This window comes from Escherichia sp. E4742, assembly GCF_005843885.1.
Classification (GTDB): Bacteria; Pseudomonadota; Gammaproteobacteria; order Enterobacterales; family Enterobacteriaceae; genus Escherichia.
Genome location: NZ_CP040443.1, coordinates 4472766 through 4494090, shown reverse-complemented (window position 1 = coordinate 4494090; position 21325 = coordinate 4472766). Strand labels below are relative to the sequence as shown.

28 protein-coding genes and 1 pseudogene are annotated in these 21325 nt (G+C 47.0%); 20 read left to right on the top strand and 9 right to left on the bottom strand.

Annotation, left to right across the window (positions count from 1 at the left end; translation table 11 throughout):
• Positions 1–26: 26 nt before the first annotated feature.
• The 4 genes from FEM44_RS21850 to FEM44_RS21835 are packed head-to-tail and all read right to left on the bottom strand — an operon-like array spanning position 27 to position 2191.
• Positions 27–488 carry a replication protein P gene (locus FEM44_RS21850; RefSeq protein WP_240726834.1) on the bottom strand — a complete coding sequence of 154 codons (462 nt, stop codon included), beginning with the start codon at positions 486–488 and terminating at the stop codon, positions 27–29.
• The gene (locus tag FEM44_RS21845; RefSeq protein WP_135522672.1) at positions 481–1545 is read right to left on the bottom strand and encodes a DUF1376 domain-containing protein; all 1065 of its coding nucleotides are present in this window, start codon (positions 1543–1545) and stop codon (positions 481–483) included. The genes FEM44_RS21850 and FEM44_RS21845 overlap by 8 nt, the downstream gene beginning before the upstream one ends.
• 12 nt (positions 1546–1557) lie before the next feature.
• Positions 1558–1980 carry a toxin YdaT family protein gene (locus FEM44_RS21840; RefSeq protein ID WP_135522673.1) on the bottom strand — a complete coding sequence of 141 codons (423 nt, stop codon included), beginning with the start codon at positions 1978–1980 and terminating at the stop codon, positions 1558–1560.
• A complete protein-coding gene (locus FEM44_RS21835) occupies positions 1964–2191 on the bottom strand; it encodes a Cro/CI family transcriptional regulator (protein ID WP_000476989.1) in 228 nt (75 codons plus the stop codon). Before FEM44_RS21835 ends, FEM44_RS21840 begins: the two co-directional genes overlap by 17 nt.
• A 77-nt stretch (positions 2192–2268) precedes the next feature.
• Between FEM44_RS21835 and FEM44_RS21830 the strand changes: the two genes are divergently transcribed.
• The 14 genes from FEM44_RS21830 (at position 2269) to ttcA (ending at position 11279) form a co-directional block, all read left to right on the top strand.
• Positions 2269–2676 (top strand): helix-turn-helix domain-containing protein, encoded by a 408-nt coding sequence (locus FEM44_RS21830; RefSeq protein ID WP_001003377.1) that lies wholly within the window; start codon positions 2269–2271, stop codon positions 2674–2676.
• A 333-nt stretch (positions 2677–3009) separates the two neighbouring features.
• Positions 3010–3162 carry a DUF1391 family protein gene (locus tag FEM44_RS21820; RefSeq protein WP_001169149.1) on the top strand — a complete coding sequence of 51 codons (153 nt, stop codon included), beginning with the start codon at positions 3010–3012 and terminating at the stop codon, positions 3160–3162.
• Positions 3163–3585: 423 nt separating this feature from the next.
• Positions 3586–3858, top strand: coding sequence for a hypothetical protein (locus FEM44_RS21815; protein ID WP_001156287.1), 273 nt, complete (start codon positions 3586–3588; stop codon positions 3856–3858).
• An 18-nt stretch (positions 3859–3876) separates the two neighbouring features.
• Positions 3877–4086, top strand: coding sequence for a host cell division inhibitory peptide Kil (gene kil / locus FEM44_RS21810; protein WP_000440741.1), 210 nt, complete (start codon positions 3877–3879; stop codon positions 4084–4086).
• Positions 4007–4243, top strand: a complete 237-nt coding sequence (locus tag FEM44_RS21805) for a DUF1482 family protein (RefSeq protein WP_135522674.1) — start codon at positions 4007–4009, stop codon at positions 4241–4243. Before kil ends, FEM44_RS21805 begins: the two co-directional genes overlap by 80 nt.
• Positions 4209–4373 carry an Rtr1/RPAP2 family protein phosphatase gene (locus tag FEM44_RS21800; RefSeq protein WP_240726841.1) on the top strand — a complete coding sequence of 55 codons (165 nt, stop codon included), beginning with the start codon at positions 4209–4211 and terminating at the stop codon, positions 4371–4373. Before FEM44_RS21805 ends, FEM44_RS21800 begins: the two co-directional genes overlap by 35 nt.
• Before the next feature lie 74 nt (positions 4374–4447).
• Entirely contained in the window at positions 4448–4723 is a 276-nt protein-coding gene (locus tag FEM44_RS21795; protein WP_138159182.1) for a hypothetical protein, read from the top strand.
• A 101-nt stretch (positions 4724–4824) separates the two neighbouring features.
• Positions 4825–7506, top strand: coding sequence for an exodeoxyribonuclease VIII (gene recE, locus FEM44_RS21790; protein WP_135522676.1), 2682 nt, complete (start codon positions 4825–4827; stop codon positions 7504–7506).
• Positions 7499–8308 (top strand): recombination protein RecT, encoded by an 810-nt coding sequence (recT, locus tag FEM44_RS21785; protein ID WP_032317649.1) that lies wholly within the window; start codon positions 7499–7501, stop codon positions 8306–8308. Before recE ends, recT begins: the two co-directional genes overlap by 8 nt.
• Before the next feature lie 56 nt (positions 8309–8364).
• Positions 8365–8559, top strand: a complete 195-nt coding sequence (ralR, locus tag FEM44_RS21780; protein ID WP_001317028.1) for a type I toxin-antitoxin system endodeoxyribonuclease toxin RalR — start codon at positions 8365–8367, stop codon at positions 8557–8559.
• Positions 8552–8740 carry a DUF1187 family protein gene (locus FEM44_RS21775; RefSeq protein WP_001302840.1) on the top strand — a complete coding sequence of 63 codons (189 nt, stop codon included), beginning with the start codon at positions 8552–8554 and terminating at the stop codon, positions 8738–8740. Before ralR ends, FEM44_RS21775 begins: the two co-directional genes overlap by 8 nt.
• A gap of 99 nt (positions 8741–8839) precedes the next feature.
• Positions 8840–9055, top strand: a complete 216-nt coding sequence (xisR, locus tag FEM44_RS21770; protein ID WP_000079604.1) for an excisionase XisR — start codon at positions 8840–8842, stop codon at positions 9053–9055.
• A gap of 1 nt (position 9056) precedes the next feature.
• A complete protein-coding gene (locus FEM44_RS21765) occupies positions 9057–10292 on the top strand; it encodes a tyrosine-type recombinase/integrase (protein ID WP_135522677.1) in 1236 nt (411 codons plus the stop codon).
• Between the two features lie 51 nt (positions 10293–10343).
• Complete coding sequence (ttcA, locus tag FEM44_RS21760) at positions 10344–11279, top strand: tRNA 2-thiocytidine(32) synthetase TtcA (protein WP_135486172.1); 936 nt, start codon at positions 10344–10346, stop codon at positions 11277–11279.
• 126 nt (positions 11280–11405) lie between these two features.
• Here the strand turns inward: ttcA and dbpA are convergent, their stop codons facing one another.
• The 3 genes from dbpA to zntB all read right to left on the bottom strand — a co-directional run bounded on the left by dbpA (position 11406) and on the right by zntB (position 14240).
• Positions 11406–12779, bottom strand: a complete 1374-nt coding sequence (gene dbpA, locus FEM44_RS21755; RefSeq protein ID WP_130216112.1) for an ATP-dependent RNA helicase DbpA — start codon at positions 12777–12779, stop codon at positions 11406–11408.
• Positions 12780–12808: 29 nt separating this feature from the next.
• Complete coding sequence (gene ynaL, locus FEM44_RS25805) at positions 12809–12982, bottom strand: proline-rich small protein YnaL (RefSeq protein WP_276319618.1); 174 nt, start codon at positions 12980–12982, stop codon at positions 12809–12811.
• Between the two features lie 274 nt (positions 12983–13256).
• On the bottom strand, positions 13257–14240 hold the full coding sequence (gene zntB / locus FEM44_RS21750) for a zinc transporter ZntB (protein WP_135522678.1): 984 nt from the start codon (positions 14238–14240) through the stop codon (positions 13257–13259).
• Positions 14241–14496: 256 nt separating this feature from the next.
• Here zntB and FEM44_RS21745 point away from each other — a divergent pair, with 256 nt between their 5' ends.
• Positions 14497–15729: a sensor domain-containing diguanylate cyclase gene (locus FEM44_RS21745; protein ID WP_130216110.1), complete on the top strand. Its 1233-nt coding sequence runs from the start codon at positions 14497–14499 to the stop codon at positions 15727–15729.
• Positions 15730–15759: 30 nt separating this feature from the next.
• On the opposite strand, the gene smrA is transcribed toward FEM44_RS21745, so the two are convergent.
• Positions 15760–16323 (bottom strand): DNA endonuclease SmrA, encoded by a 564-nt coding sequence (smrA, locus tag FEM44_RS21740; protein WP_130208769.1) that lies wholly within the window; start codon positions 16321–16323, stop codon positions 15760–15762.
• 662 nt (positions 16324–16985) lie between these two features.
• Here smrA and FEM44_RS25220 point away from each other — a divergent pair.
• The 4 genes and pseudogenes from FEM44_RS25220 to uspE form a co-directional block, all read left to right on the top strand.
• Positions 16986–17119: pseudogene (locus FEM44_RS25220) on the top strand (AbgT family transporter); the annotation flags it as partial.
• A 10-nt stretch (positions 17120–17129) separates the two neighbouring features.
• Positions 17130–17645 (top strand): methylated-DNA--[protein]-cysteine S-methyltransferase, encoded by a 516-nt coding sequence (gene ogt, locus FEM44_RS21735; RefSeq protein ID WP_135486337.1) that lies wholly within the window; start codon positions 17130–17132, stop codon positions 17643–17645.
• 194 nt (positions 17646–17839) lie between these two features.
• Positions 17840–18592 carry a fumarate/nitrate reduction transcriptional regulator Fnr gene (gene fnr, locus FEM44_RS21730; RefSeq protein ID WP_000611911.1) on the top strand — a complete coding sequence of 251 codons (753 nt, stop codon included), beginning with the start codon at positions 17840–17842 and terminating at the stop codon, positions 18590–18592.
• Between the two features lie 150 nt (positions 18593–18742).
• Positions 18743–19693 (top strand): universal stress protein UspE, encoded by a 951-nt coding sequence (uspE, locus tag FEM44_RS21725; protein ID WP_130208771.1) that lies wholly within the window; start codon positions 18743–18745, stop codon positions 19691–19693.
• Positions 19694–19743: 50 nt separating this feature from the next.
• Here the strand turns inward: uspE and FEM44_RS21720 are convergent, their stop codons facing one another.
• Entirely contained in the window at positions 19744–20001 is a 258-nt protein-coding gene (locus FEM44_RS21720; RefSeq protein WP_130222728.1) for a DUF2534 family protein, read from the bottom strand.
• Between the two features lie 243 nt (positions 20002–20244).
• On the opposite strand from FEM44_RS21720, the gene ynaI reads away from it, so the two are divergent.
• Positions 20245–21276, top strand: coding sequence for a low conductance mechanosensitive channel YnaI (gene ynaI / locus FEM44_RS21715; RefSeq protein ID WP_135522679.1), 1032 nt, complete (start codon positions 20245–20247; stop codon positions 21274–21276).
• Positions 21277–21325 lie beyond the last annotated feature (49 nt).

Genomic DNA, 21325 nt, shown 5'->3' with positions numbered 1-21325 from the left:
TCCTCCCGGTAAAATTACTTCTCAACTCAAACAAACCCAGCCGCTTTCCGGCGTTCATATTCCTGTTTCAGCAACTCAATTGGAGTTGGCCCCGACGGGCGTTTTGGTGCTACCAGTTGCCGCCGGACGGGCGGAACACTGAGGCCATCACCAACAAGCTTTGCCCATTTCGCTAGTTGCCGTTCTGCAAGTCGTTTTAACTCCCCTTCGGTCATCTGACGCTCAATCCCTTTTGCCCGCATCTCGAGGCAAATGTGATACAGCACGGGCTGAGACCACGGGTATTTATCACTCCCGTCGTATCGCCAGGACTCGTTGCGCCAGCGGCGGTACTCCTCCATCACGTTATCCACCGTCAGACCAAATGGATTTGCCCCACTCTCCGAAATCAGCGCCACAAACTCAGCCAGGTCCGGAGGCCATGTTTCACCCGCCCGGCAGCGGTCCATGCACTGGCGGCAGACCTGCCGGATTTGCTGCTCAGTCATCGCACCAATCTGTGCAATCCAGAGCTTCGAAGGTGCGGTTCCGTTCTTCTGGGTCCAGCGGTTCGAATAAACCTCCCCCATGAGTTCCCACAGCTTCCACGCCGTTTCCGTCGCTGATAAATCCGTTTTCACGTTCCCACTGTTCACGTGCTGCCCGAATTTCCCGAACTGCCCGTGATGCGGTGCCACCTGGTGCTGCTGCATGGCTCACCCCCTTGCTGACTGGTTTAACCTGCGCCCTGACGTGATTTACGTGACGGGCGAATTTCTGCTCCCACTGAACCTGCGTGAAAACTTTCCCCTCCGCCGTCCAGTAGTCCCGGAAGGCAGCAAGTTCGGCAGGTGTAAATTCCGGCTCTGGCAGGGCAACGCCCCACAGTGCAGCCCGTCGTCGAAAATCCAGCGACGGATGCCAGCCATCGGTCATCGGAAATTTCCCGATGGGTTCAATCAGGCCGTCAAGATATTCGGGTTCCGTTGTCTGCGATGGCGTACCGTTCGATTCACTTGTCGGAGTACTCTCGCGTACGCGCGCGTTATGTGTGGGGTTTAATTCTTTTAGATCTGTATCTTTATTAGTTGCTTTTGTGTTGGCATCATGTTCAAACACCACTCCAACATATGTTTGAACACCTGTTAAATTTCTCTCTTGTTTTGTTTGAACATCTGCTTCCTTTCTGCTTCTTCTGGCCTGAACAGATGCTTTTCCTGCGGCTGATTTTTTGGTTAACTTTTCCCTGACTGATGCCAGATCTTCCTCAATCCGAAGATGCACCCATTCGTCGCCGTTATCGCAAAAAAACTCCCGCAAGGATGGTTCAACATCAGCCCATCGCTCGTTAGTCAGACGGGCAATTTTTGCCAGCCTGTTTTTGGGTATTGGCTTTCCTGTTTGCCAGTAATTGAACATCAGCAACAAATACGCACCGTGTTCCTCTGCTGACAAATGCATGGTGTCAGCCAGGTAATCAGCTATGTACAGTTGCATGTATGGTAATGCGGCCATAATTGCCCCGTATGATGCTGCCCGGTGGCTTAGAATAAGCACAACCAGCATGGAAACTTTTGCTTAATGAACAATGACAGAATCGTCGGAAGACCCACCGCCGCTGAAATGCGCTTTCCGGTAAACGGCCTGAACTGCATCATCATGCGCATCAATTGCCGTACTCAACGCTTCCTGCGCCGCCAGTAATGCACGGCGTTCCAGGGTATCGAAGATGCAGAGTCGATGACGCAGCTCGCGCGGAAGAATTGCCAGAATTGCTGGGATCAGCTTCTGAATTTTTTCCCTTTGCGCTTTCGTTTCACCTTTTATCCAACGGTGATAGATGTTCTGCTGATTATTCCAGTCCTTGCCTGGTACCAGGGGCAATTCGCCGCCCCCCTGCCGCAGATATTCTTCAGTAATTGCGTTAGCGACCCACGCCTGCCCTTTTTCGGCTGCCAGGGCTAACAGCACTGATTCGATGTGCTCATGCCTGATTTTCATGAATCACCTTCCCAGGTCGTTTTGCCTTACGATATTCGTCATAAACTTTGGGGTCGTACTGAAGCTCCCCGCCAGATGCTTTTTGTAGGCGCATCGCGCGACCTTCGGGAACCAGTTCTCCCCATTGAGAAACAGCAGATGGATCAACGCCAGCAGCTTTCGCCACTTTGGCCTTCGTGCCATAAAAATTAATTACGTCTGATTTAAACATCACTCCCCCACACTTGAGTTTTCTCAATATTAATCACTCAAGGAATCTCAAGTCAAGGATTATTAAGATATCTAAATATGAACGAGAAAACTTTAGGTCAACGAATTAGAGAAAGACGCAAACAGGTTGGCTTAAGTCAAAACGATTTAAGCAAGGCTGCTGGCGTATCTGGCTCATCAATTTCATTGTGGGAAAGTGACCATACAGCCCCGCGCGGGCAAAATTTGCATCGCCTAGCCGAGGTATTGCAATGCTCACCGACTTGGATACTGTTTGGCGACGAGGATAAAACACCGGATCCCCCAGTTGCACTCAACAACGCCTTAGACTTATCGGAAGATGAGTTTGAGATGTTGCGATTATATCGCGCACTACCAAAATCAGAGCAACAAGCACAAATCAGCGAACTTCGTGCCCGCGTTGAGAATTTTAATCGCCTATTCACCGAGCTACTAGAAGCTCGCAAACGTAATAAGCATCAATAATCATCCCTTCATAAAAATTTAAAGCCTTACATTTCAATGTGTTGGCTTTATTTCACATTTGATATTGAGTTTTCTCATCAAAAACACTTGACCTGTTAACATGAGAAAACTAAATTACATTCCATCAAGACACCGCACGGTGTTCTCAGCAAACAGTTCCGCCACCCGGCGTTAAGGGGAGAGATAAGATGGAGCATTACGAAGTAGTTCAGTATTTGATGGATTGTTGCGGTATCACTTACAACCAAGCTGTACAGGCTCTACGCAGGAACGACTGGGATCTCTGGCAAGCAGAAGCCTCTATCCGCAACAACAAGATGTGAGGTGCGAAAAATGCAAAAAATCGACCTCGGCAATAACGAATCCCTTGTGTGCGGCGTGTTCCCCAACCAGGATGGAACGTTCACTGCTATGACGTATACCAAAAGCAAAACATTTAAAACTGAAACAGGCGCACGTCGCTGGCTTGCCAAAAATACCAGCTAATCCATTTATTGGATTAATTCAATATTCTCGCTGTAGGGGTATAGCCGAGGCCACCAAAGCCCGGAGGTGGTGAAATAAAACCGGGCGCAACACGAAGGCGCATTTCCGATATCCATAAAGAGTCGGTCTTGTCTGTTAAATTTAAATGGTTGGAGTGCGCCTCCGGTTGTGAATAACAACACTGCTGTGTGTAGTCTTGGCGGCATCAGTTTTTTCTTGAAGTTCGACTGATGTCCGCCCTTTTTAAAGTGAATTTTGTGATGCGGTGAATGCGGCTCAGCGCACGCGGAACAGTTAAAAGTCATGTTAGTCCTTATTGGTTTGGGTGGGAAAGCCGACTGTAATTGTTAACTGGTTGCAGTCACCTGGAGGCACCAGGCACCGCATCAACAAAGTTCATTTAGTAACCAGGAAGGGAATTATATGCAAGAGATAAGTTTTGAAGTAACAGCAAAAGATGTACAGGTTAAGCCCGATTACAATCAAAAATTATGTATTGAAGTCAATGGCGTGAAGTTATCAGACCTGATTGATTCAGTTGAAGATAACGACGCTATTATTGAAATGGTTGGAGCCGAAGAAATAGCAGAATACTTTTCAACAGAGGGGCGTCTTCATGAGCTTCTGGAAAAATTTTCATATCAGGATATCGCTACATTTCTGGAAATTAATGGTTATAAAGTTACCGAGGAATAAAGTAGCTCAGGTGGCGTTATGGAACGTAATCATCTAACAGCTATCAGTGCCGCACAGAGTAAATTCGCCATCGCTGTATTTTTACAGGATGAAGAAATGTTTGAGCAGGCCATTATTCAGTTTGCAATTGCGACCGGGAGTAAAATAAATGAACACTTTGTTCGCTCTTGTCATGACCGTTTTTCTGACATCAGGCGAAACTCAGGATGTTGTTACCGGAATTTATAACTCCGAACCTGAATGCAAGGCCGCAGCTATTGAGCAAAAAGTAGCTGGCGAATGTTTCCCTGTTGAGAAATTTATCCGGCCTGTAAATGAAGAAATTCCCGCAGGCCTCACAGGAGAAAATCATGAAAATAAAATGTGCTTATCACCTTTGCGATAAAGAAGTTAAAGAAAGCAAAAGCATTAAAAGACCACTTCATTTCATGCGTGGAGTTATCCCAACGACGGAAATGAAAAAATATTGTAGTGAAATATGTGCCGAAAAAGACCAGATGGCACACGAACTTTAATTAACTGACTATTCGAAACTGAATTTATGCCAGCAATGGCAGGGATTCGCTCAACCTTAATTAAGGAGAAAAACATGATTACCAATTATGAAGCCACTGTTGTAACTACCGATGACATTGTTCACGAGGTTAATCTGGAAGGAAAGCGTATTGGCTACGTGATTAAAACAGAAAATAAAGAAACCCCATTCACTGTGGTTGATATCGACGCTCCATCAGGCAACGTTAAAACACTTCACGAAGGTGTCAAAAAAATGTGCCTGGTGCATACCGGAAAGAATCTGCCCGCAGAAAAAAAAGCCGAATTTCTGGCAACTCTGATTGCAATGAAATTAAAAGGTGAAATCTGAAAGAAATAGCCTGCATATGGCGCAGGCTATGAACAGTGTGTATCCGGCAAGATCATTCACTGAACAAAACGAATTTTAATCTGAGTTGAGGTTAAAAAACAATGAGCACAAAACCACTCTTCCTGTTACGGAAAGCGAAAAAATCATCCGGTGAACCTGACGTCGTCCTGTGGGCAAGCGACGATTTTGAATCGACCTGTGCCACTCTGGACTACCTGCTCGTTAAGTCAGGTAAAAAACTGAGCAGCTATTTTAAACCTGTTGCCACGAATTTTCCTGTCGTTAATGACCTTCCCCCTGAAGGTGAGATCGATTTTACCTGGAGTGAACGCTATCAACTCAGCAAAGACTCCATGACCTGGGAACTAAAACCGGGAGCCGCTCCAGACGACGTTCACCATCAGGAGAATACCCGGGAAACCGAAGAACTGGCTGGAAACCAGGAAGAAAACGCGCAGGCAGACGCCCACGGGGATTGCCAGGATTGCGAAATCCCTGTAGCCACACTCAGTCTTACTCATCGTTTCCTTCATCTCTTCTTTTTCGGTCGGATGGAAGATGGAAAATACAGCAATCACGCCACGCCGGAACAGCGTAATAACGTCATCCGGATGGAGATGGATACGGAGAATAGCTACCTCCAGAGCCTGCTTACAGCAGTACGTTCTCATCCTGAACTGGATAAGCTGGCAAACCATCATCTTGGCAGGTTGGCGGAGTCGGTATCCAGAGTGTTTACCCGCACAGAAACCCGTCGCATCAGCCCTGCTGAATTCGACAAATTCATTTCCACCTGGATGAAAACTGATTATCTGGATCAGGGATTACTGACAAAAGAGTTGGCGAAGGGAAATTGCGTATCTGAAATCAATCGCACCCCGTCGGGCGCAAATGCCGGTGGCGGTATTCTTACCGACCGTGGCGAAGGTTTTGTCCACGATGATGCATCACTGGCGCGCGATGTAGCCACTGGTGTACTGGCCCGTTCAATGGACGTGGACATCTATAACCTTCATCCGGCACACGCTAAACGCATTGAGGAAATTATCGCTGAAAATAAACCGCCCTTTTCTGTTTTCCGCGACAAATTCATCACCATGCCTGGCGGGCTGGATTATTCCCGCGCCATCGTGGTTGCGTCCGTAAAAGAAGCACCAATCGGTATAGAGGCTATCTCGCACCATGTCACCGAATATCTGAACAGGGTACTGACTGAAACAGATCATGCCAACCCTGATCCGGAAATCGTGGATATTGCCTGCGGTCGCTCCTCTGCCCCGATGCCACAGCGTGTAACAGAAGAAGGAAAACAGGATGATGATGAAAAACCGCAACCATCTGGAACAACGGCAGATGAACAGGGAGAGGCTGAAACAATGGAACCGGACGCAACTGAACATCATCAGGACACGCAGCCGCTGGATGCTCAGTCACAGGTAAATTCTGTTGATGCGAAATATCAGGAACTGCGGGCAGAACTCCATGAAGCCCGGAAAAACATTCCATCAAAAAATCCTGTCGATGCCGACAAATTGCTTGCTGCATCACGTGGTGAATTTGTTGACGGAATTAGCGACCCGAACGATCCGAAATGGGTTAAGGGGATCCAGACTCGCGATTCTGTGTACCAGAACCAGCCAGAAACGAAACAAAACACGCCAGAAACTGAAAAAACCAGCCCGGATGTGAAACAACCTGAGCCAGTAGTGCAACAGGAACCGGAGAAAGTCTGCAATGCCTGTGGCAAGACTGGCGGGGATAACTGCCCTGACTGTGGTGTGGTAATGGGCGACGCAACATACCAGGAAACATTCGATGAAGCGAATCAGGTTGAAGCTAAGGAAAATGATCCGGAGGAAATGGAAGGCGCAGAACATACGCACAATGAGAATGCTGGCAGCGATCCGCATCGCGATTGCAGTGATGAAACTGGCGAAGTCGCAGATCCCGTAATCGCAGGAGACATAGAGCCTGGTATTTATTACGGAATTTCGAATGAGAATTACCACGCGGGTCCCGGTGTCAGTAAGTCTCAGCTCGACGACATTGCTGATACTCCGGCACTGTATTTGTGGCGTAAAAATGCCCCCGTGGACACCACAAAGACAAAAACGCTCGATTTAGGAACCGCTTTCCACTGCCGGGTACTTGAACCGGAAGAATTCAGTAACCGCTTTATCGTAGCACCTGAATTTAACCGCCGTACAAACGCCGGAAAAGAAGAAGAGAAAGCGTTTCTGATGGAATGCGCAAGCACAGGAAAAACGGTTATCAATGCGGAAGAAGGCCGGAAAATTGAACTCATGTATCAAAGCGTTATGGCTTTGCCGCTGGGGCAATGGCTTGTTGAAAGCGCCGGACACGCTGAATCATCAATTTACTGGGAAGATCCTGAAACAGGAATTTTGTGTCGGTGCCGTCCGGACAAAATTATCCCTGAATTTCACTGGATCATGGACGTGAAAACTACGGCGGATATTCAACGATTCAAAACCGCTTATTACGACTACCGCTATCACGTTCAGGATGCATTCTACAGTGACGGTTATGAAGTACAGTTTGGAGTGCAGCCAACTTTCGTTTTTCTGGTTGCCAGCACAACTATTGAATGCGGACGTTATCCGGTTGAAATTTTCATGATGGGCGAAGAAGCAAAACTGGCAGGTCAGCTGGAATATCACCGCAATCTGCGAACCCTGGCTGACTGCCTCAATACCGATGAATGGCCAGCTATTAAGACGTTATCACTGCCCCGCTGGGCTAAGGAATATGCAAATGACTAAGCAACCACCAATCGCAAAAGCCGATCTGCAAAAAACTCAGGGAAACCGTGCACCAGCAGCAGTTAAAAATAACGACGTGATTAGTTTTATTAACCAGCCATCAATGAAAGAGCAACTGGCAGCAGCTCTTCCACGCCATATGACGGCTGAACGTATGATCCGTATCGCCACCACAGAAATTCGTAAAGTTCCGGCGTTAGGAAACTGTGACACTATGAGTTTTGTCAGTGCAATCGTACAGTGTTCACAGCTCGGACTTGAGCCCGGTAGCGCCCTCGGTCATGCATATTTACTGCCTTTTGGTAATAAAAACGAAAAGAGCGGTAAAAAAAACGTTCAGCTAATCATTGGCTATCGCGGCATGATTGATCTGGCTCGCCGTTCAGGTCAAATCGCCAGCCTGTCAGCCCGTGTTGTCCGTGAAGGTGACGAGTTTAATTTCGAATTTGGCCTTGATGAAAAGTTAATACACCGCCCAGGAGAAAACGAAGATGCCCCGGTTACCCACGTCTATGCTGTCGCAAGACTGAAAGACGGAGGTACTCAGTTTGAAGTTATGACGCGCAAACAGATTGAGCTGGTGCGCAGCCAGAGTAAAGCTGGTAATAACGGGCCGTGGGTAACTCACTGGGAAGAAATGGCAAAGAAAACGGCTATTCGTCGCCTGTTCAAATACCTGCCCGTATCAATTGAGATCCAGCGTGCAGTATCAATGGATGAAAAGGAACCACTGACAATCGATCCTGCAGATTCCTCTGTATTAACCGGGGAATACAGTGTAATCGATAATTCAGAGGAATAATTCAGCCTGGCGGTGTAATGCACCGCCAACTTGAAATATTTTTTATGAGAAAAATTATGAGATATGACAATGTTAAACCATGTCCATTTTGTGGTTGTCCATCAGTAACGGTGAAAGCCATTTCAGGATATTACCGAGCGAAGTGTAACGGATGCGAATCCCGAACCGGTTATGGTGGAAGTGAAAAAGAAGCACTCGAAAGATGGAATAAACGAACCACTGGGAATAATAATGGAGGTGTTCATGTATAAAATTACCGCCACTATTGAAAAGGAAGGAGGCACTCCTACTAACTGGACAAGATATTCAAAATCTAAACTAACGAAATCAGAATGCGAAAAAATGCTCTCAGGTAAAAAAGAAGCAGGCGTTTCCAGAGAGCAGAAAGTAAAACTGATAAATTTTAATTGCGAGAAACTTCAGTCCTCGTGAATTGCATTGTATTCAAATTAAAACTTCATAGCTGATTATTAATAATCAACATCGGGCGTCAATTTCAGTCTAACATTGGCGCCTGCCAGAGGTGATGCGATGGCACAAGTAATCTTTAATGAAGAGTGGATGGTTGAATACGGCCTGATGCTTCGCACTGGTCTGGGGGCCAGACAAATTGAAGCATACCGCCAGAACTGTTGGGTGGAAGGCTTCCACTTCAAACGAGTATCTCCTTTAGGGAAGCCAGACAGTAAGCGAGGGATTATCTGGTACAACTATCCAAAGATAAATCAGTTTATCAAAGACTCATGATATGTCTAAATTACCAACAGGTGTCGAGATTCGAGGTAAATACATTCGCATCTGGTTCATGTTTCGAGGAAAACGATGTCGGGAAACATTGAAAGGCTGGGAGGTTACTAACAGTAACATTAAAAAGGCCGGAAATTTAAGAGCGTTGATAGTTCATGAAATCAACTCCGGTGAATTTGAGTATTTAAGACGTTTTCCCCAGTCCAGTACTGGGGCAAAAATGGTGACAACGAGGTTCATAAAAACGTTCGGCGAGCTTTGTGATATCTGGACAAAAATTAAAGAAACAGAGTTAACAACAAACACAATGAAGAAAACGAAATCACAATTAAAAACACTCAGGATAATAATTTGTGAGAGTACCCCGATATCACATATTCGTTATAGCGATATCTTAAACTACCGGAATGAACTGCTGCATGGAGAAACGCTTTACCTGGATAATCCAAGATCCAACAAAAAAGGAAGAACCGTGCGCACAGTTGATAACTATATTGCCCTGCTCTGTTCGTTGTTACGTTTTGCGTATCAGTCGGGATTTATATCAACCAAACCATTTGAAGGAGTAAAAAAATTACAGCGAAACAGAATAAAGCCTGATCCGTTATCTAAAACAGAATTCAATGCATTAATGGAAAGTGAAAAAGGACAGAGCCAGAACTTGTGGAAATTTGCCGTTTACTCCGGGCTTCGTCACGGGGAACTGGCTGCTCTGGCGTGGGAGGATGTGGATTTCGAGAAGGGAATTGTGAATGTCAGAAGAAACCTGACGATACTTGATATGTTCGGTCCCCCAAAAACAAATGCGGGGATCCGGACGGTAACACTACTACAGCCTGCTCTTGAAGCACTGAAGAAGCAATACAAACTGACCGGGCATCATCGCAAAAGCGAAATCACCTTTTATCATCGGGAGTACGGCAGAACCGAAAAGCAAAAACTGCATTTTGTTTTCATGCCCAGAGTGTGTAACGGAAAACAGAAACCTTATTACTCGGTAAGCAGTTTGGGTGCGAGATGGAATGCAGCAGTAAAACGTGCTGGTATTCGCCGCCGTAATCCGTACCATACGCGACATACTTTTGCCTGCTGGCTGTTGACGGCAGGAGCGAACCCGGCATTTATAGCCAGCCAGATGGGGCATGAAACTGCGCAGATGGTGTATGAAATTTACGGCATGTGGATTGAGGACATGAACGACGAACAGGTAGCCATGTTGAATGCGCGGTTATCGTAGTTGCAAAGTTTGCCCCCAATTTGCCCCATTTAGTACCAGAGAACTGAAATAATGCAAGAAAATCAAAAGAATACGAAGAAAGAGATATACAACCTGAACAAATTGCAAAAACGTCTGCGTCGTAACGTGGGCGAAGCCATTGCTGACTTCAATATGATTGAAGATGGCGACCGCATTATGGTTTGCCTCTCCGGGGGCAAAGACAGCTATACCATGCTGGAGATCCTGCGTAATTTGCAGCAAAGCGCGCCAATCAATTTCTCGCTGGTTGCCGTTAACCTCGACCAGAAACAGCCAGGTTTCCCGGAACACGTCCTGCCGGAGTATCTCGATAAGCTGGGCGTTGAATATAAGATTGTTGAAGAGAATACTTACGGGATCGTAAAAGAGAAAATCCCTGAAGGAAAAACCACCTGCTCGCTCTGCTCTCGTCTGCGTCGCGGTATTCTTTATCGCACCGCAACAGAACTGGGAGCCACGAAAATCGCACTGGGTCACCACCGCGACGATATCCTGCAAACGCTGTTCTTAAATATGTTCTACGGTGGCAAGATGAAGGGGATGCCACCGAAACTGATGAGCGATGATGGCAAACATATCGTGATTCGTCCGCTGGCCTACTGCCGCGAAAAAGATATTCAGCGTTTTGCCGATGCGAAAGCGTTCCCGATTATTCCATGTAACCTGTGCGGTTCACAGCCTAACCTGCAACGTCAGGTGATTGCCGATATGCTCCGCGACTGGGATAAGCGTTATCCGGGACGTATCGAGACAATGTTCAGCGCGATGCAAAATGTAGTGCCGTCTCATTTGTGCGATACCAGTCTGTTCGATTTCAAAGGCATTACCCACGGTTCAGAAGTAGTTAACGGCGGTGATCTGGCGTTTGATCGCGAAGAGCTCCCACTACAACCGGCGGGCTGGCAGCCTGAAGAAGACGAAAATCAGCTGGATGAACTGCGCCTGAATGTGGTTGAAGTGAAATAACCAGGATAGTGCCCGATACGCAAGCTTATCGGGCTACTCATGCAGGCCGGACAAGACGCGGCCAGCGTCGCATCCGGCAATGCCGAAGAAGATGTTTATCCTTGCATCAGGCAATTCAACATTTCGTTATTTTAACAGCCGTACCCGGCACGTTTTTCCTTTAATCTTGCCGCCCTGTAACTGCTTCCATGTCTTATGAGCAACAGCCTGTCGCACTGCGACATAGACATGCGCTGGGTGCACGGTGATTTTGCCAATATCCGCACCATCAAGCCCGATATCTCCTGTCAGCGCACCTAATACATCACCCGGACGCATTTTGGCTTTTTTCCCGCCATCAATGCACAACGTTGCCATTTCTGCCTCCAGCGACACAATGTCCCTGCTGGCTGGTAGCGTTTGCCAGTTAAGTTTCATCTGCAACATGTCGGCAATGATATTGGCGCGCTGTGCTTCTTCTGGCGCACAGAAACTGATCGCCAGACCGCTATTCCCAGCACGTGCCGTACGCCCGATACGATGCACATGAACTTCAGGATCCCACGCCAGCTCAAAGTTCACCACCAGCTCAAGCGATTTAATATCCAGACCACGCGCAGCGACATCGGTCGCTACCAGCACACGAGCGCTACCGTTGGCAAAACGAACCAACGTCTGGTCGCGATCGCGCTGTTCCAAATCGCCATGTAACGACAATGCACTTTGCCCTACTTCATTCAGTGCGTCACACACAGCCTGGCAATCTTTTTTGGTGTTACAAAACACCACACAAGACGCTGGCTGATGCAAACTTAATAACCGTTGCAACAACGGAATTTTGCCCTTGCTGGATGTCTCATAAAATTGTTGTTCAACAGGCGGCAGAGCATCTGTTGTGTCTATTTCAATCGCCAGGGGATCTCGTTGTACACGACCGCTAATCGCGGCGATCGCTTCCGGCCAGGTGGCAGAGAAGAGAAGCGTCTGGCGAGAAGCTGGCGCAAAACCGATGACTTCATCAATTGCGTCGCTAAACCCCATATCCAGCATACGGTCGGCTTCATCCATGACCAACGTATTCAACGCATCTAACGAAACAGTGCCTTTTTGCAGGTGATCCAGCAAACGCCCCGGCGTTGCCACGATGATATGCGGCGCGTGTTGCAGTGAATCACGCTGAATGCCAAACGGCTGACCGCCGCATAAGGTCAAGATCTTGGTATTTGGTAGAAAACGCGCCAGCCGACGTAACTCCCCTGCGACTTGATCCGCCAGTTCACGAGTCGGACACAGCACTAAAGCCTGAGTCTGAAACAGCGACGCATCAATTTGCTGTAACAACCCGAGGCCAAATGCCGCGGTTTTTCCGCTGCCGGTTTTCGCCTGCACGCGAACATCTCTTCCGGCAAGGATCGCCGGAAGTGCGGCGGCCTGCACCGGTGTCATGGTTAAGTAACCCAACTCATTAAGGTTAGTGAGCTGGGCGGGAGGCAAAACGTTCAGGGTAGAAAAAGCGGTCACAATCTATTCTCGTGGTCATCAGCGCAAAGTTAGCAGGCGCGTATCCTCGCAGATCTACGCTCACGTTGCGACAATTTAATCGGCTCTTCATCGGGCGGCGGGTCGGGCATAGGTTGTGGACGAGGGATTGGATCGGGGACTGGGACGGGATCGCCAGGAATCGGTTCAGGGACAGGAATTTGCAAATAAATGAGTGTCATCATATTTCCCTTTGGTCATTGGGTAGACTCTTAAAGGGTAGACGTTGACAGATAACAGACAAAAAAAAGCCGACTTATCTAAGTCGGCGTCGTACGAATCAATTGTGCTATGCAGTAATTCAAAAAAGGAAGTAAGACAATATGGAGCGCAACGCCCATCGCTTGACGTTGCATTCACCTGCGTGAAAGATATTGCCCTGAATGGGTAGAGAGTTTATTGACTTCGCTCAAACTTTACGGCGTTTTTGTATACAGGAAGTAGACAAATTTTCTTTTGTTACAACCATTTACTACGATGCAACCATAAAGCAACACCACCAATAAGAACAACTAACAGAATACAAAAAAGCGAAAAACCAAATTGCCATCCTCCACCTGGAATACCGCCGAGGTTAACGCCAAATAACCCGGTTAAAAATGTACTGGGTAAAAAGACCATTGCCATCAATGACATTGTGTAAGTTCGGCGGGCTAAATTTTCCTGCATCACTTGGGCGATTTCGTCCGCCATCACGCCAGTTCTCGCAATGCACGCGTCAATCTCATCCAAACCGCGCCCAAGACGGTCAGCAATATCCTGCATTCGGCGCCGTTGATCGTCATTCATCCAGGGCAGGCGCTCACTGGCAAGGCGAGCATAAACATCTCGCTGCGGCGCCATATAGCGACGCATAACAATGAGTTGTTTTCGTAGTAGTGCCAGGAAACCGCGCGGCGGAATTTGTTGATCAAGTAAATTATCTTCCAGGTCGATAATTTTATCGTGCAGTTGCTCTATAAACTCATTGGAGTGATCGGTTAATGCATCACACACATCCACCAGCCAGCCTCCGCAATCAGTCGGGCCGGTACCCTCTTCCAGATCGCTAACTACATCGTCTAACGCCAGTACTTTACGTTGTCGGGTCGACACAATTAACCGACCGTCCATATAAACACGCATGGCGACCAGCTGGTCGGGACGTTCATCAGTACTGCCATTAATGCAGCGCAACGTAATCAACGTCCCTTCACCAAGACGGCTGACTCTGGGTCGCGTGCTTTCCCCTGCCAGCGCGTCACGCACGTTATTTGGGAGCAATGGTGTCGTTGCCAGCCACTGCGCGCTGTCATGGTGCACATAATTAAGGTGGAGCCAGCAGGGATGCTCTTCATCTATCTCATCTGTATTTTCCAGCGGTTTAACACCGCCTTTACCATCCAACATCCAGGCAAATACTGCATCCGGTACATTTATGTCCGCTCCCTTAATCGTTTCCACAGTGCCTCCATTATCAATGCTTTATTTTGTAGTCTAGTCTTCTGGTCATCTTACGCAACATCTCCTCACCCCATTACCCTGAAATGATTAATAAAATCCTGTCAAAACTAAATACAGAAAGCAAAATACTTTTCATGATTAGAAAAGGGGTAAAGTGTTAAATAGCGTCTATCATTATCAGAATTATCTGATCATTTGTGGTGGCATTTTTGCGATCAGATAACAATAGAAAATTGATAAAAATAACGGGATTTCAATGACTACGCACAACTTCAATACCCTGGACTTATTAACCAGTCCTGTCTGGATCGTTTCCCCCTTCGAGGAACGGTTAATTTATGCCAATAGCGCTGCGCAACTGTTGATGCAAGAACTCACTTTTAGTCAGCTACGAACCGGCCTCTATTCCGTCTCCTCCCAAAACGAACTACCAAAATATCTCGTAGACCTGCATAACCAACTCGATATTGTAGAAATTCTCACGGTCAAGCGTAATGGTGAAGAGACAGCACTAAGCTGTCGGTTAACCCTCAAAGAGATTAGTGATACTGGGGAAGTGATCATATTTGAAGGGATGGAGACACCCGCAAGTCTGGGCTTAAAAGCCAGCCGATCTGCAAATTATCAGCGTAAAAAACAAGGGTTTTATGCGCGTTTTTTTCTGACTAATTCCGCGCCAATGCTGTTGATAGATCCCTCGCGTGATGGCCAAATTGTCGACGCCAATGTGGCCGCACTCAATTTCTATGGCTATAACCATGAAACAATCTGTCAGAAACACACCTGGGAAATTAATATTCTTGGGCGTCGCGTGATGCCTGTCATGCATGAAATTTCGCGTTTACCCGGCGGACATAAACCGCTTAACTTTGTCCATAAGCTGGCAGATGGTTCCACTCGCCATGTGCAAACTTATGCCGGGCCAATTGAGATTTATGGCGACAAGTTAATGTTATGCATCGTGCATGACATTACCGAGCAAAAAAGGCTGGAACAACAACTGGAACACGCGGCTCACCATGACGCGTTGACGGGGTTACTTAACCGCCGACAATTTTATCACATCACCGAGCAAGGCCAGATGCAGCATCTCGCAATCGCTCAGGATTACAGTTTGCTGCTTATCGACACCGATCGTTTCAAGCATATTAATGACCTGTACGGTCACCAGAAAGGTGATGAAGTTTTATGCACCCTGGCACGTACGCTTGAAAGCTGCGCTCGCAAAGGCGATATGGTGTTTCGATGGGGAGGTGAAGAGTTCGTCTTGTTATTACCCAGAACTCCGCTGGATACCGCAATTTCTCTCGCTGAAACTATCCGATTGAGTGTGGCAAAAGTGAGTATTTCTGGCTTACCGCGTTTTACGGTCAGCATTGGCGTGGCACATCACGAAGGCAATGAAGGCATCGATGAACTGTTTAAACGCGTAGATGATGCGTTGTATCGGGCGAAAAATGACGGACGCAACCGCGTACTGGCGGCTTGATATTTTCAATAGCGCGGAAGCGTCAATGAATTATCGACTGCGTTTAGCGTGACGCTCCCAGTTTTCTTGTTTCGCCTGCGCTGTTTTACGCAGTGCAACGTAACACGCCCCGCTGCCGCCATGATGCGGTAGCGCGGTGCAATAAGCCTGTACATCATCAAACTCTGTCAGCCAACGTGCGACATAACTACGGACAATGTTGGCGTGAGACTTATCTTCTCTGCCTTTGCCGTGAATAATAAGTACATTACGCAAACCATCCGCCCGCGCCTGATGAATAAAACTAAACACCATTTTGCGGCACTCTTCCACCGACTGGCGAAGTAAATTCAGGCTAGCCTGTTGCGGATATTTGCCGCTGCGTAGCTTATCGATCACCCCATGTTGCAAACCTTCCCGACGAAATTCCAGGGGCTGATTTAGCGGGATGATGTCGAGAAATCCTGTGGTGAGGAAATTATCAAGTTGCAGCGTGTCTATACGCTGTGGCGCGCGTTGGTTACGCACAGGATGCCAGTGGACATCAGTAGCGCGTTTCAGTGGTTGGACATCTTCCATGGCGTCAAGAAACAGCGATTTGTCGTCAAGGTTCATGTAACCTCCTATGTACCTTCGCACGTCGTGATCCAGACGAGTTAATTGTTCATATATCTGATGCTTGCTGCATTGTTCACTTCGCAAGTTGAAGCAACATCTTGCTCCATACAGGCTAGTGTCTCCGCAGGCGGGGCATTTTATACCAGCCTGGTTGCAGTATCGAACAGTTTAGGCCGGGAATGAGCCCGCACAGGCCCTAATTAAGGCGATTTGTCCATCACAGCAACCAATATATGATGACGGTAATTTGTTGCACTTCGCCTGAAATATACTTAAGCAAATCATTCTGCAATATGTTTAAACGACGCACAGTTTAATCACCCGCTAAATTCACCAGTCGATTAACGATGCATGATTATTCAATCACGAGATGAACGTTTTAACTTATATTTTCGTGAAATCTGTCACTGAAGAAAATTGGCAACTGATGGGCAAAACCGTTATAACACTGTCACCGGCTGACAGGAAGCAGGCCGGATTCAAGACGCGGATGCACTGCTGTGTGTACTGTAGAGTCTGGCGGATGTCGACAGACTCTATTTTTTATTCACTTGTCTGCATTGCAGAAAACCACATTCTCGCTGGTGTCGGGAGAAGTAACTAAGCGGCAGACGCATTTAGCCCGGAAATCCACTTCAGCGCTATCGTTCAAACCGGAAACTAATCCAGGTACCTACTATTCATTAGTCGTACCGTACCCTCTTATCTTCTTGTGGTATGGCTGCTAATGTTGCTTGCGTGGTATCTTGTCGGTCTGCTGATTAGTCCGGGGGTTTACCCACATTTATCTTAAGAGAGAACGGATGCTGAGATTACTTGAAGAAAAAATTGCCACGCCACTGGGTCCTCTGTGGGTTATTTGCGATGAACAATTTCGTCTGCGGGCGGTTGAGTGGGAAGAGTATAGCGATCGCATGGTGCAATTGCTGGACATCCATTATCGCAAAGAAGGTTATGAGCGTATTTCCGCCAGCAATCCCGGCGGGTTAAGCGATAAACTTCGTGATTATTTTGCCGGTAATCTAAGCATTATTGATTCCCTACCCACTGCCACCGGCGGTACGCCATTTCAACGGGAAGTATGGAAAACGCTACGCACTATCCCGTGTGGACAGGTAATGCATTACGGTCAACTGGCAGAACAACTAGGCCGCCCAGGGGCCGCGCGTGCCGTCGGCGCAGCCAACGGTGCAAACCCGATCAGTATTGTGGTGCCTTGTCACCGGGTTATTGGCCGAAACGGCACGATGACAGGATATGCAGGCGGAGTGCAGCGAAAAGAGTGGCTATTGCGCCATGAAGGTTATCTTTTACTGTAAACATTAAGCAATTTGTGCCTGCGTGTTCACAGTTTTACGTAAAGTTACCCTTAACAATCTAAGGTTTTTCAATTAGATAGACATAAATTTACATCTATTATCGGAATTCTCCGCTGTTAAGGTTTGCTTAGACTTACTTGCTCCCTAAAAAGATGTTAAAATTGACAAATATCAATTACGGCTTGAGCAGACCTATGATCCCGGAAAAGCGAATTATACGGCGCATTCAGTCTGGCGGTTGTGCTATCCATTGCCAGGATTGCAGCATCAGTCAGCTTTGCATCCCGTTCACACTCAACGAACATGAGCTTGATCAGCTTGATAATATCATTGAGCGAAAGAAGCCTATTCAGAAAGGCCAGACGCTGTTTAAGGCTGGTGATGAACTTAAATCGCTTTATGCCATCCGCTCCGGTACGATTAAAAGTTATACCATTACAGAGCAAGGCGACGAGCAAATCACTGGCTTTCATTTAGCAGGCGATCTGGTGGGTTTCGATGCCATAGGCAGCGGTCATCATCCAAGCTTCGCCCAGGCTCTGGAAACCTCGATGGTGTGTGAAATTCCGTTCGAAACGCTGGACGATCTGTCCGGTAAAATGCCAAATTTGCGCCAACAAATGATGCGTTTGATGAGCGGCGAAATTAAAGGCGATCAGGACATGATCCTGCTGTTGTCGAAGAAAAATGCCGAAGAACGCCTGGCTGCATTTATCTATAATCTGTCCCGTCGTTTTGCCCAACGCGGCTTCTCCCCTCGTGAATTCCGCCTGACGATGACTCGTGGCGATATCGGTAACTATCTGGGCCTGACAGTTGAAACCATCAGCCGTCTGCTGGGGCGCTTCCAGAAAAGCGGCATGCTGGCAGTTAAAGGTAAATATATCACCATCGAAAATAACGATGCGCTGGCCCAACTAGCCGGTCATACACGCAACGTCGCCTGATTTTTCCGCATAACTCACTATCCTTCTGTCATATCATTAAATTTTTCTCATTTATTGATCTGGCAGAAGGTTCATCACTGTTTCATTCACCAGATCTAGGTTACTCTTTTAATACAAACTGCATTGACAGTTGTTGTAAGGAGACTCTGTATGGCTATGTATCAGAACATGCTTGTTGTTATCGATCCTAATCAGGACGATCAACCCGCATTACGGCGAGCTGTTTATTTGCATCAACGGATTGGTGGCAAAATTAAAGCCTTTTTGCCTATTTATGACTTCTCATACGAGATGACTACCCTACTCTCCCCGGACGAGCGGACCGCCATGCGTCAGGGCGTCATTAGTCAGCGTACTGCGTGGATCCACGAGCAGGCGAAATATTATCTTAACGCTGGCGTTCCCATTGAAATTAAAGTTGTCTGGCATAACCGTCCTTTCGAAGCCATCATTCAGGAAGTACTTAGCGGTGGGCACGATCTGGTGCTAAAAATGGCGCACCAACATGACCGCCTGGAAGCGGTGATTTTTACTCCAACAGACTGGCACCTGTTACGCAAATGCCCGAGCCCGGTGTGGATGGTGAAAGACCAACCGTGGCCGGAAGGGGGTAAGGCACTGGTGGCGGTGAATCTCGCCAGCGAAGAGCCGTATCATAATGCGCTCAATGAAAAACTGGTGAAAGAGACGATCGAACTGGCGGACCAGGTCAACCACACCGAGGTACATCTGGTTGGTGCTTATCCAGTAACCCCCATCAATATTGCGATTGAACTGCCGGAATTTGATCCAAGCGTTTATAACGATGCTATTCGCGGGCAACATTTACTGGCGATGAAAGCCCTGCGGCAGAAATTCAGTATTGACGAGAAAATGACGCATGTCGAAAAAGGTCTGCCGGAAGAAGTGATTCCCGATTTAGCGGAGCATTTACAAGCAGGCATTGTGGTTCTGGGAACCGTAGGACGCACTGGTATTTCTGCGGCATTCCTTGGCAATACGGCGGAACAAGTGATTGATCATCTTCGCTGCGACCTGCTGGTGATTAAACCAGACCAATACCAGACACCTGTCGAACTGGATGACGAAGACGACGATTAATCGTTCGTCACTTGCTTTCAAGGCCCGAAGTTACGGGCCTTTTCTTTTACTTACTTCTCATCTCCGCCGAGGAAATAAATACCCAGCGGGATTGCCAGTAACACGGTAAAGACCAGACTATAGACAAAAATCATCGATGACTGAATCACATACATTGATGTCGTCCATTCGGACAGCGGGATATTGTATTGTTCAATAACACCACCGATAGTCGCGCGAGTCACTACCGACGCCGCAATAATGAAAACCGCCAACAAACCTATGAGAAACTTTCTCCCCTTCGCTGACTTCAGTTTCGCCATGATCATAATGTAATCCTTTTGCAGATAAACCCTTTGTTACTTGTGTGTAACAATACCATGACATTTTGGTGTTGTCTGCTCTGAAAGCAATAGATTGTCGCGTAACATATCATCAACTCGTTGATAAATTAGCTAATGTTGCTACTTCCTTCCCTGTCTATTGATGATATGCATGAATTATCGCGATAAAATAACCCCGCCAGGGGTTTCCGGCATGACGTCAACAATCTGGAGGAGCCTGATAAAACAATGATCGCTGAACTGTTTACAAATAATGCGCTTAATCTGGTCATTATTTTCGGTAGCTGCGCAGCATTGATTCTTATGAGCTTTTGGTTTCGCCGTGGAAATCATAAAAGAAAAGGATTCTTATTCCACGCAGTGCAATTTTTAATCTACACCATAATTATCAGTGCTGTCGGTAGCATCATTAATTATGTCATTGAAAACTACAAACTCAAATTTATCACACCGGACGCTATTGATTTTATCTGTACGTCCCTGATAGCGCTTATCCTGACGGTTAAGTTATTCCTTCTAATCAATCAGTTTGAAAAACAGCAGATTAAAAAAGGCCGCGATATTACCAGTGCACGAATTATGTCGCGGATCATCAAAATCAGCATCATCGTCGTTATTGTTCTGCTCTATGGCGAACATTTCGGCATGAGCCTTTCTGGCTTGCTGACTTTTGGTGGAATTGGTGGTCTTGCAGTGGGTATGGCCGGTAAGGATATTCTGAGCAACTTCTTTTCCGGCATTATGCTCTATTTTGATCGCCCCTTTAGTATTGGCGACTGGATCCGTTCTCCTGACAGAAATATCGAAGGAACGGTGGCAGAAATTGGCTGGCGAATGACTAAAATCACCACATTTGATAATCGTCCGCTGTACGTGCCGAACTCACTGTTTTCGTCTATCAGCGTAGAAAACCCCGGTCGAATGACCAACCGTCGTATTACTACGACCATTGGTTTACGTTATGAAGATGCGGCTAAAGTGGGCGCTATTGTCGAAGCGGTACGCGAAATGCTTAAAAATCATCCCGCCATCGACCAGCAGCAAACCCTATTGGTTTATTTCAACCAGTTTGCCGATTCGTCGCTAAATATTATGGTTTATTGTTTTACTAAAACCACGGTTTGGGCCGAATGGCTTGCCGCCCAGCAGGACGTATATTTGAAAATTATCGATATTGTACAGTCGCATGGCGCGGATTTTGCCTTCCCCAGCCAGACGTTGTATATGGAAAATATTACACCTCCCGAACAGCTTAAATAACACTCAACAAAACCGGATGACGATAATAATATTCGACATCCGGTTTTAT

Bases quoted from the DNA above. Each gene is read 5' to 3' on its own strand.
- recE (WP_135522676.1), top strand. From the start codon at position 4,825: ATGAGCACAAAACCACTCTTCCTGTTACGGAAAGCGAAAAAATCATCC.
- ogt (WP_135486337.1), top strand. From the start codon at position 17,130: ATGCTGAGATTACTTGAAGAAAAAATTGCCACGCCACTGGGTCCTCTG.
- FEM44_RS21800 (WP_240726841.1), top strand. From the start codon at position 4,209: ATGAAAATAAAATGTGCTTATCACCTTTGCGATAAAGAAGTTAAAGAA.
- recT (WP_032317649.1), top strand. From the start codon at position 7,499: ATGACTAAGCAACCACCAATCGCAAAAGCCGATCTGCAAAAAACTCAG.
- ttcA (WP_135486172.1), top strand. From the start codon at position 10,344: ATGCAAGAAAATCAAAAGAATACGAAGAAAGAGATATACAACCTGAAC.
- uspE (WP_130208771.1), top strand. From the start codon at position 18,743: ATGGCTATGTATCAGAACATGCTTGTTGTTATCGATCCTAATCAGGAC.
- FEM44_RS21835 (WP_000476989.1), bottom strand. From the start codon at position 2,191: ATGTTTAAATCAGACGTAATTAATTTTTATGGCACGAAGGCCAAAGTG.
- FEM44_RS21845 (WP_135522672.1), bottom strand. From the start codon at position 1,545: ATGCTGGTTGTGCTTATTCTAAGCCACCGGGCAGCATCATACGGGGCA.
- FEM44_RS21815 (WP_001156287.1), top strand. From the start codon at position 3,586: ATGCAAGAGATAAGTTTTGAAGTAACAGCAAAAGATGTACAGGTTAAG.
- FEM44_RS21795 (WP_138159182.1), top strand. From the start codon at position 4,448: ATGATTACCAATTATGAAGCCACTGTTGTAACTACCGATGACATTGTT.
- FEM44_RS21850 (WP_240726834.1), bottom strand. From the start codon at position 488: ATGACTGAGCAGCAAATCCGGCAGGTCTGCCGCCAGTGCATGGACCGC.
- FEM44_RS21745 (WP_130216110.1), top strand. From the start codon at position 14,497: ATGACTACGCACAACTTCAATACCCTGGACTTATTAACCAGTCCTGTC.
- fnr (WP_000611911.1), top strand. From the start codon at position 17,840: ATGATCCCGGAAAAGCGAATTATACGGCGCATTCAGTCTGGCGGTTGT.
- ynaI (WP_135522679.1), top strand. From the start codon at position 20,245: ATGATCGCTGAACTGTTTACAAATAATGCGCTTAATCTGGTCATTATT.
- FEM44_RS21820 (WP_001169149.1), top strand. From the start codon at position 3,010: ATGCAAAAAATCGACCTCGGCAATAACGAATCCCTTGTGTGCGGCGTG.
- ynaL (WP_276319618.1), bottom strand. From the start codon at position 12,982: ATGATGACACTCATTTATTTGCAAATTCCTGTCCCTGAACCGATTCCT.
- xisR (WP_000079604.1), top strand. From the start codon at position 8,840: ATGGCACAAGTAATCTTTAATGAAGAGTGGATGGTTGAATACGGCCTG.
- FEM44_RS21805 (WP_135522674.1), top strand. From the start codon at position 4,007: ATGAACACTTTGTTCGCTCTTGTCATGACCGTTTTTCTGACATCAGGC.
- FEM44_RS21775 (WP_001302840.1), top strand. From the start codon at position 8,552: ATGTATAAAATTACCGCCACTATTGAAAAGGAAGGAGGCACTCCTACT.
- smrA (WP_130208769.1), bottom strand. From the start codon at position 16,323: ATGAACCTTGACGACAAATCGCTGTTTCTTGACGCCATGGAAGATGTC.
- FEM44_RS21765 (WP_135522677.1), top strand. From the start codon at position 9,057: ATGTCTAAATTACCAACAGGTGTCGAGATTCGAGGTAAATACATTCGC.
- FEM44_RS21840 (WP_135522673.1), bottom strand. From the start codon at position 1,980: ATGAAAATCAGGCATGAGCACATCGAATCAGTGCTGTTAGCCCTGGCA.
- FEM44_RS21720 (WP_130222728.1), bottom strand. From the start codon at position 20,001: ATGATCATGGCGAAACTGAAGTCAGCGAAGGGGAGAAAGTTTCTCATA.
- ralR (WP_001317028.1), top strand. From the start codon at position 8,365: ATGAGATATGACAATGTTAAACCATGTCCATTTTGTGGTTGTCCATCA.
- FEM44_RS21830 (WP_001003377.1), top strand. From the start codon at position 2,269: ATGAACGAGAAAACTTTAGGTCAACGAATTAGAGAAAGACGCAAACAG.
- kil (WP_000440741.1), top strand. From the start codon at position 3,877: ATGGAACGTAATCATCTAACAGCTATCAGTGCCGCACAGAGTAAATTC.